This is a genomic window from Streptomyces sp. NPDC025721, from assembly GCF_055558595.1.
In genome coordinates this window covers 102555-112146 of record NZ_JBVHMF010000031.1, presented here as the reverse complement: position 1 = coordinate 112146, position 9592 = coordinate 102555, and the positions used below count along the sequence as shown (strand labels likewise).

Below are 9592 nucleotides of genomic sequence, written 5' to 3'. Positions count from 1 at the left end.
CCCCCCCCCCCCCCCCCCCCCCCCCCCCCCCCCCCCCCCCCCCCCCCCCCCCCCCCCCCCCCCCCCCCCCCCCCCCCCCCCCCCCCCCCCCGCTGCGTGTCAGCCGCCGATCGCGATCGAGAACAGGTGCATGGCGACCTGGTGGTCGACCTGCGTCTTGCTCACGTTGGGCAGGGTGATCGCCTGGACGGTCTTTCCGGGCAGCAGGTCCACGGTGGCCGCGGAGATGTGCACGGTCTGCTGCTGCTGTCCGCCGCCGTTGTTGAGGTAGGGCGTGCTGGCGGCGAAGTCGCTGCCCTGCGACGGTGATCCGGCCCACCAGTCGGACAGGGCCAGCGCGTAGGTCTGCGTGGTCCCGTCGGTGTAGACGATGGTGCCGGTGCCGGAGGTGGCGCCGAAGGCGCTGGTGCCGACAAAGCCCAGCTTGGTTCCGGTGCCGGTGATCTCGACGGCCTGGCCGCCGGCCACGGCGTTGTCGGGGTCCCCGGTGCCCGCGGTGGCGGGCCAGGGGAAGGACACCCCGTCGTGGTCGGTGTTCTGGCCCGCGTGCCAGCCCAGGGCGGCCAGCGCCTGGAGCGAGAAGCTGGCGCCCTCGCCGTCCAGGCTGCCGGTCGTGGTGTGGGCGTCGTCGCTGATGCCGGAGTTGTTGTAGGCGGCGGTCAGTGACGCGTACGGCACGGTGACGGGGGCCTGGGCGCTCTCCTCCCCGGAGGGGGTGATGACGGTGGCGTCCAGGGTGAAGCTGTCGGGGTCCGCACCGGCCGGGACGGTCACCTGCCAGGTGGTGGTGGCCTTCTGGCCCGCGCCGACGGTGTCGAAGGTCGCCGGGCTGGTGGCCGTGGCCGTCCAGCCCGCCGGGGTGGCGAGCGTGACCGACACGTTCCGCACCGCGGACGCGGCGCCGTTGGTGTAGGTGGTGGTCGCGGTCAGGGTGCTGCCCGCCTTGGCGATCGGCAGCGCCTTGAGCGTGAGGGTGCCGCGGACCACGACCGGGGTGGAGCCGGTGACGCCGCCCACGGTCGCCGAGACGGTGGCGACGCCGTCGGCCACGGCGTGCACCAGGCCGTTCTTGTCGACGGTGGCGACCGCCGGGTCACTGCTGCGGTACGTGACCTTGGCGGTGGACAGGTCGACGAAGGACTGGTCGTTGTTGACGGCCTCCACGACGTCGTCCGCGGTGACGGACAGGTCGCGCTGTTCCTTCGCCGGGTTGGTGTCGTCCTTGATCCACTTGTTCTTGCCGGTGAGCGAGAAGGTCTGGCCCGCGTCGTGGACGACGCTCTCGGGCTGCACGGTGACGTAGCGCACCTTGGGCGTCAGAGTGCCGCTGATCCTCACGTTCGCGGTGCCCGCCGGGTGCGCGGAGTCCGGGCCGAGCCGGAACGCGTAGGTGCCGTTGTAGACGGTCTGCCGGGAGCTCTTGGCGTCCCAGAAGGACAGGTCGGCGGCCTTGACGGTGATGGTCAGGTGCTGGCTCTTGCCGGGCCCCAGCACCTTGGTCTTGGCGAAGCCCGCCAGCCGCTTGGCGGGCAGTTCCACGCCGGGGACGGTGAAGGGGGTCGCCGCGTAGAGCTGCGCGACCGTGGCGCCCGCCGTCTTGCCGGTGTTGGTGACGTCCACGCCGATCTTCACGGTGCCGTCCGGCGTGATCTGCGTCTTGTTGGCGCTGACCGAGGTGAAGGAGAAGGAGCTGTAGCTGAGTCCGTAGCCGAAGGGGTACGTGGGGGCGCCGGTGAAGTACTGGTACGTACGGCCGAGGCCGCCGGTGGCGCTCGGGGTCAGCCCGTAGTCCTGCTTGTCGGGGAGCTGTGAATCGTCCTTGTACCAGGTGAAGTTGAGGTGCCCGGACGGGTTGACGTCGCCGAAGAGCACATGGGCGAGCGCGGTGCCCTGGGACTGGCCGTTGTAGCCGCTGAAGACGATCGAGGAGACCGGTGAGCCGGCGGCGGCCTCCTTCTGGATGTCGACCGGGCCGTCGGACTGGATGACCAGGGCGAGCTTGTCGGTGCCGAGCGCCGACGTCTGGTCGATCAGCGACTGGTAGTTGCCGGGCATGTTCAGGTTGTCGCGGTCGTTGCCCTCGTCGCCGTTGGCCTGGGTGGTGCCGACGAACAGCACCACGAGGTCGGCGGCCTTGATGTCGGCCTTGGTCTTGTCGGAGAGCACCGCGGCGCCGGTGCCGGTGGACGAGGTGCCCGCCGCGTCGTAGACCACGGACGCCGTGGGGTCGATCGCGTGGATCTCGTTCTGGATGCCGCGCAGCGGGCTGGTCCGGTAGGTCGGGTCACCCGAGTACAGGCCGAGCGTCGCGGTGTTGGCGAGGTCGCCGAGGACGACGACCTTCTTGGTGGTGGCGGGGTCGGCGGGCAGCAGTTTGCCGCCGCCGGAGGCCCGCTTGTCGTTCTTCAGCAGCACCAGGGAGTTGTCGGCGACCGTGGTGGCGAGCGCCTGGTGGGCCGGGCTCTCGATCTGGTCCTTGGTGATGTTCGTGTACGACACCGCGCTCGCCGGGTCGAACTCGCCGGTCTCCATGCGGATGGTGAAGACCTTCACCAGGGCGGTGTCGACCACGCCCTCGCTGAGCGCGCCCGCCTCGATGGCCTCCTGGATGTTGGCGGTGGTCGCCTCGTCACCCGTGCAGTTGAGGTCGGTACCGGCCCGCAGCGCGTACGCCTGGCCGCCGGCCTGACCGGACATCGTCGTGCCGGTGGCGGTCTCGGTCCACGTCGGGTTGTCCTTGTGGTCGGTGGTCCAGCCGGGCGGCGCCCAGTCGTGACCGCCGGGGAACTGCCGCCAGTTGGTGCTGACCGCGCCGCAGTCGGAGGTGATGTACCCGTTGAACCCGTAGGTGCGCTGGGCGAGTTGGTTGGTGGTGTAGGTGTCGGAGACCGACGGGGTGCCGTTGATCGCGTTGTACGACGTCATGAGCCCGGACACGTGCGCGTCCTCGATCAGCGAGCGGAACTGCGCGGTGTAGTAGTCGCGCAGGTCGGTGTCGTTGACGTCGGAGCTGATGCCGGTGCGGTTGTCCTCGACGTTGTTGAGCGCGTAGTGCTTGGCGGTGGAGGCGACCTTCAGATAGCCGGTCTTCGAGGTGCCGTCGGGGTTGTTGCCCTGGTAGCCGTCGACGAACTGGCCGGCCATCTGCCCGACGAAGTACGGGTCCTCGCCGAACGCCTCGTCGGTCCTGCCCCAGCGCGGGTCGCGGTCGAGGTTGACCGTCGGCGCCCAGTAGGTCAGCGAGCCGTAGTCGTCGGCGGACGGGCCGAGGTTGTTCTGGCCGGTGCCGAAGAGCGACTTGTCGACGAAGCCGCGCACCTCGTCGGAGATCGCGGTGCTCTCCTGGTAGAGCAGCGCCGGGTCCCAGGACATGGACGAGGCGAAGTTGGTCGGGAAGCTGGTGGCGTGGACGCCGCCCTGCGCCCCGCCGTTGTTCTGGTTGGCCCCGAGGGTGTTGACGCCGTGCTGGCCCTCGCTCCAGTACGTGTACTGCTGGACGCCCAGCCGGGGGATGGCGGGGCCGCTGTTGGTGCTGAGCTGCTGGACCTTCTCCTGCAAGGTCATCCTCGACACCAGGTCGGCGGCCCGCTCCTGGAAGGAGTAGTGGGTGTCGAGGTAGACCGGGGTGGCGGCGACCGCCTCCTGTGGGGTGTTCGCGGCCGCGCTCGGGCCGAAGCCCGCCGTCAGACCGATCGCACACGCCATGGCGCAGACCGCGGCCAGTCCCGCGCGTCGGCGCTTTCGCTCGTCCATCCTGCCTCCGTCGTCATCGAGCAGCATCGAGCAGATGCCGGTACCGACTTCGGTGCAAGTCCGAAGGAAGTCCGGGTCTCGCGTCATCAGTTGGGCAGTGTGTTGCCATCTTTGACGCAGCGTCAAGACAAAGAACGTGATCGGACCGGCATTTTTTGACTTCTCGATGCAAAAAGCTGGAAGCGGGCTGCTCACCGGCCTGTGCCCGGAGCCGGTCCGGGCTCGGGTCGCGGTCAGGGCCGCTCGCGCCCGCGCAGCCGGGGGGTGAACGTGGCGTGGAAGATGGTCGACGCGGCGCCGACGGCGGCGGCCTCGGCGCTCAGCACCGAGCGCTCCACCTCGACCCGGCGCAGCCTGCGGGCGGTGGGGAATTCGTTGACGGCGCGGCCGATCTCGTCCAGGTAGAAGTCGGCGACGTCGTCGGTGAAGAACGGGCCGCCGAGCACGATGAGGTCGATGTCCAGCAGGTCGACCAGGCCGAGCGCGCCGCGTCCGACGGCCCCCGCCACCTCGCGCAGCGCGGCCGTCGCGGCCGGGTCACCGGCCGCCGCGGCCCGGCCGACCTCCCGGTAGGCGGCGGTGCTGCCGCGGGCGGCGTCGGCGGCGGGCAGGCCGCGGCGGACCGCGAAGTCGGTCACGGAGACCGGCGGATTGCACTCGGGCAGCAGCTCGGGCCGCCCGTCGGCGTCCACCCGGCCCAGCGCGATGGCGCAGAGCTGCCCGAACTCACCGGCGTTGGCGCTGACGCCCCGGTAGAGGTCGCCGTTGAGGTAGAGCCCGGAGCCGACGCCCGTACCGAGGTAGAGGTACGCGAAGTCGCGGGCCCTGCGGTCGCGGCCGATCCACCGCTCCCCCGCCGCCGCGGCCAGCGAGTCCTTCTCGATGATCACCGGGCACGGGAAGTGGTCCTTGAGCAGGTAGAGCAGCGGCAGGTCGTTCCAGGCCGACAGCAGCGGCGGGCCGAGCACCGTACCGGAGGCGATGTCGACCGGGCCCGGCACCGCGACGCCGATGCCGAGGAAGCCGTCCTCGCGGACCGCGCCGCCCGCCTTTTGCAGCGTCTCGCGGCCCAACTCAACCACCTGCGCGACGAATTCGGCCGGGTCGATGTCGGCGCTCACCGGCCGGGTGCGGGTGCAGACGATCGCGCCGTCGAGGTCGATGACGACGGCGGTCAGCACCTCGGGGTCGATGTGCAGGCCGAGCGCGTGCGCGGCGGTGCCGCTGAGCCGCACCGGGGTGCGGGGCTTGCCCGAGGTGGCGCGCCGCTGCGCGTCCTCGACGAGGATGCCGCGGTCGAGCAGCGAGCGGGCGATCCGGGAGACCGACTGCTGGGTGAGTCCGGTGCGGTGGGCGATCTCGCCGCGGGTGATGGTGCCGGACAGCCGGACGGTCTCGATCACCACGCACTCGTTGAAGGAGCCGAGGTCAATCTGGTTGACGCCGCTGAACGAGGGCGGGTGCGCGACGGCCTCGGGAGTGTGCGGGGCGCGCAGGTGGCCCGCGACGTTCTCGCGCAGCCAGCGGACCGGGCCCGGCGCGCCCGCGGTCTGCCGTTCCAGCGCGGCGACCAGGTCGAGGTAGACCCGCCGGGAGGACTCGGGGTGGCTGGTGCTGTCCAGGGCGATCATGGCGCGCAGGAAGCCGCGCCAGGTGGAGCGGGCCGGGAGCTGGTGGAAGGTCACCGGCGTGGTGCCGGGCGGGGGCGCGGAGATCCGGCCGGTCTCCCAGAGGGTGATCGCGTGCAGGGCGATGTCCGGGTGGTGTTCGGCCGCCGCCGCGAGGTAGCCGGTGAGCCCGAGCGGCGGCGGGCCGCCGGGGTCCGGGGCCACGGCCAGGCGCATCCCGTCGAGGGCCCGGCCGAGTCCGGCCAGGACGTCCTCGCCGATGACGGTGGCCGCGGGTCCCGGCGCCGGGGCCGCGGCGCGGGTGCCGGCGAGCAGGACCGCGCCGCGCGCGTCGGCGTACAGGCCCATCACCCACACGTCGGTGCCGGGCAGCGGCGGTCTGGTCGGTACGTGCGGGGCGGGTGTCGTCTCGTCCGCGGTGAGCTGCCAGCGGCGTCTGATCGCGGCCACCGTGGCGTGGGACAGGCCCAGTTCGCGGGCGATGGCCCGGCTGGCGCCGCTGCCGCCGGGCGCGAGCAGTGCCCGGGTGACCACCTCGGCCTCGTCCACGGTGGCGGGTCTGCCGGTGCGGGGCCGCTGTTCGAGGCCGCGCAGCCCCGCGCTCTGCCAGCGGTGCCGCCAACTGCCCACGGTCTGCCGGGAGACGCCGAGCCGCCGGGAGATCTCGGCGTCCCGCAGTCCTTCGGCGGCGAGCAGGACGACCCTGGCGCGGGTGGCCAGCGGACCGTCGCCCGCGGCCCACTGGCGCAGCAGGTCCCGCGTCCGCGCGTCCGGCGGTCCCGGCGGGCGCCGCTCGTCGGGGAAGGTGGGCAACGCCCTGTCCTGCGACGGCACTTCGGGGAGCGGCGAGTGGGGTGTTTCAGGCAACGCGGCCCTCCTGGCCTTCGCGGGGGCGGACCAGCCGCAGGGTGAGGACCTGGAACGGGCGGAGCGTCAGCGGGGTGCGTCCGTCGTCGTGCGGGTGGTCGGCGAGCCGTTCCTCCAGCAGATCCGTCTCCTGGACGGCCGTCGCGGGGAAGCCCGCGGTCAGGACGGTGCGGGCCCGCCCGCCGCGCGACTCGTACAGCCGGACCACGACGTCGCCGCTGCGGTCGTCGGCGAGTTTGACCGTCTCGACCACGACGTCGGGGTGGTCGACGGCGACCAGCGGGGGCGGTGACGCCGCGTCAGAAGCGTTGCCGGGAGGGGAATCGGGTCGGGTGACGGCGCCGGTGTCCGGGCCGGGGCGCAGCGGCAGGTGCAGCGCGTAGCCCTCGGAGACGGCGTCGTCCACGTCGGCGCCGGGCCGCAGCCGGTGCCGGAAGCGCTGGAGTCCGCGGTCGGCGTGCGGGTCGGGGCTGCGCGGCGCGCGCAGCAGCGTGCTGCGCACGACGGTGGTGGTGCCGCCGTCCTCGCGGGTGTGCCGTGTCACGTCGTAGCCGTACGTCGAGTCCCCGGCGAGCGCGACGCCCCAGCCGTGCTCGCCGACGTGGATCCAGCGGTGCGCGACCGACTCGCGGCGGGCCGCGTCCCCGTCGGTGTTCCCGTGCGTGGGGCGCGCGACGTGGCCGAACTGCGTTTCCGCGCGGCTGTGTTCCGCGTGCACGTCCAATGGCCAGGCGGCCTTGAGCACGGTGTCCTGCTCGCGCCAGTCGACCTCGGTGTCGACGGTCAGCGCGTGGCTGCCCGCGGTGAGCGTCAACTCCTGTACGACGGTGGAGCGTCCGGTGCCGCGCAGTATCCGCAGCCGGGCCAGCAGCGGTCCCGCGGCGGTGACCTCCACCCGGTCGGCCCGGTCCAGATCGCGGGACCCGGCCGCCGGGGCGTAGCGCGCCGCGCTCCAGCCGCCAGGCTCGTCGCGGTGCAGCTGGAGCAGATTGCCCGCCGCGCCGGGCGCGATGGCCTCGCGCCCGGTGCCGAGGTCGGCGGCGGACCGCACCAGACCGGCCGCGTCGACCCGTATTCGCAGCAGCCCGTTGTCCAGGACGTGGCCGCCGTCCGCGCCCGCCGTCACGGTGACCGGGGCGAGGTCGCCGAGCGCGATGCCCGCGGGTCCTGAGCCGTGCGCCGGGGCCTGCGCGAGGACCGCGAACCGGCCGTCGGACAGCGGCTGTACGGTGCCGGGCCGCGCCGCACGAGGCTGTACGGTGCCGGGTCGGGCGGTGCCAGGCTGTGCGGTGCCAGGCTGTGCGGCGTCGAGGGGAAGAGTGCCGGTCAGGAGCGTGCCGCGGGCCGGGCCGTCCTCCGGTTCGAGGACGACGACCTCGCGGCGGGCCCGCGGCCCCGCGTTGAGCACGGTCGCGCCGTCCGGGTCACCGACCGCCCGCCGGATCAGCCGTTCCAGCCTGCGCCGTACGTCCCGGTGGGTCTGCTCGGCCTCCTCATGCACCCAGGCGATCGACGTGCCGGGCAGGATGTCGTGGCACTGCTGGAGCAGCACCTTCTTCCACAGCCGCTCCAACTCGTCGTAGGGGTACGGGATTCCGTGCCGTACGGCGGCGGTCGCCGACCACAGCTCGGCCTCGTGCAGCAGCGCCTCGCTGCGCCGGTTGCCGCGCTTGGTGCGCGCCTGGCTGGTGTACGTGCCCAGGTGCGGCGCGAGGTCGAGTTCGCCGCGCCACACGGGGGCGGCCGGATGCTCGGCCTGGGCGTCGCGGAAGAAGCGGGCCGGGGCGCCGAGGGTGACGCGCGGCGCGCCGTCGAGGTCGGCCAGGCGGCGGGCGCGCTCCAGCATCGACCGGTCGGGGCCGCCGTCGCCGCGGCCGAAGGGCAGCAGGGAGCGGGTCGCGTCACCCTTGTCGGCGAAGTCGTCCACGGACCGTACGAGGTCGCCGCCGGTCAGCGCAGGGGCCTCGGTTCCGCGTTCGCCGTCGGTCCCGACCGGAGCGAGGTGCGCGAAGAGCCTGGTGCCGTCCAGGCCCTCCCAGCGGAAGGTGTGGTGCGGCAGCGCGGAGCCGCGGCCGGGCTCCGGGCGGCGGCCGAGGAACCAGCGGGCGCCCGCGAGCGCGGCGAGCTGGGGGAAGGCCGCGGACGCGCCGGAGGCGCCGGGCAGCCACACGCCGTCGGTCTCGGTGCCCAACTCGTCGCGGAAGAAGCGCCGTCCGTGCACGAGCTGGCGCACCAGCGCCTCGCCGCCGGGCAGTTCGGTGTCGGCCTCCACCCACATGCCGCCGACCGGCGCCCAGTTGCCGTCCGCGACCGCCTTGCGTATCCGCTCGAAGACATGCGGCTGGTGGTCCTTCATCCAGGCGTAGTGCTGCGCGCTGGAGGCGGCCACGACCAGTTCGGGGTACTCGTCGGCGAGCGCGGCCATCGTGCTGAAGGCGCGGGCGCGTTCGCGGACCGTCTCGCGCACCGGCCACAGCCGGGCGGAGTCGAGGTGCGCGTGGCCGACGGCGGTCACGGTGTGCGCGGACTCGTGGGCGCGCCGGGCGAGCACGTCGGTCAGCAGCGTACGGGCGTATCCGGCGGTGCGGCCCACGGCCCGCGGGTCGACGGCGTCCAGGGCGCGTTCCAGCGCGAGCCGGATCTCGTGCCTGCGCGGCTGCTGTTCGGGCAGCGCGCGCATCAGCCCTTCGAGGGTCTGCACGTCGTGGACGAGCTGCCAGACGTCCTCGTCGCGCACGGCGAGGTCGGCGCGGCGCAGCCGGTACAGGAGGGTGTCGCCCGCGGTGGCCGGGTCGCCGTACCGGGTGCCCGCGCCGCTGCCCGCCGCGATCCGCGGGTTGGCGGCGGCCTCGACCAGCAGCCGTACGGACGAGCCGGCGGTGGCGGAGCCGGCGATCAGGACGGCGCCGAGGCCGGGGTGCAGGCCCTGGAGCGGGATGCCGTGCGCGTCGTGCACCAGGCCCTCGGCCGGGCCGCCGGAGGCCCCGGTCCAGGCCCCGGTTCCCTCCCCCGTCCCGTCGTCGGGTCCCGAGCCGAGGTCGAACAGCGCCTCGACACGCCGCCCGGCCCAGCGCTCCGGCACGGTGGCGTGGACGCTGAACCAGGTGGTCGCCCAGGGGCGCCCCCACGCCTCGCCGACGGCGAACGGCGTGTAGTCGGCGCGCAGCGCGACCTCGGCGGGGACGGGCTCGCCCGCGATGTGCCAGGCGCCGACGTCCATGGGCAGCTTCTGCGGGTAGAGCGCGGGGCGCAGCCGTTCGGCGAGGAATGCGGCTATGCGCTCTTCGCCGGACTTCATCCGGTCATGCATCGGCAGCCCTTCCTGTCCAGCCAGTAACCGCCAT

General features: G+C 73.5%; 3 protein-coding genes. All 3 read right to left on the bottom strand.

Annotated features, from left to right (window positions below; all coding sequences use genetic code 11):
• Window positions 1-99: 99 nt before the first annotated feature.
• Entirely contained in the window at window positions 100-3753 is a 3654-nt protein-coding gene (locus ACZ4EF_RS31825) for a glycoside hydrolase family 3 C-terminal domain-containing protein (RefSeq protein ID WP_467507618.1), read from the bottom strand.
• 233 nt (window positions 3754-3986) lie between these two features.
• Window positions 3987-6248 (bottom strand): ROK family protein, encoded by a 2262-nt coding sequence (locus tag ACZ4EF_RS31820; protein WP_391163842.1) that lies wholly within the window; start codon window positions 6246-6248, stop codon window positions 3987-3989.
• Window positions 6241-9558, bottom strand: a complete 3318-nt coding sequence (locus ACZ4EF_RS31815) for an alpha-mannosidase (RefSeq protein ID WP_467507615.1) — start codon at window positions 9556-9558, stop codon at window positions 6241-6243. Before ACZ4EF_RS31815 ends, ACZ4EF_RS31820 begins: the two co-directional genes overlap by 8 nt.
• Between the last annotated feature and the right edge of the window lie 34 nt (window positions 9559-9592).

Bases quoted from the DNA above. Each gene is read 5' to 3' on its own strand.
- ACZ4EF_RS31825 (WP_467507618.1), bottom strand. From the start codon at position 3,753: ATGGACGAGCGAAAGCGCCGACGCGCGGGACTGGCCGCGGTCTGCGCC.
- ACZ4EF_RS31815 (WP_467507615.1), bottom strand. From the start codon at position 9,558: ATGCATGACCGGATGAAGTCCGGCGAAGAGCGCATAGCCGCATTCCTC.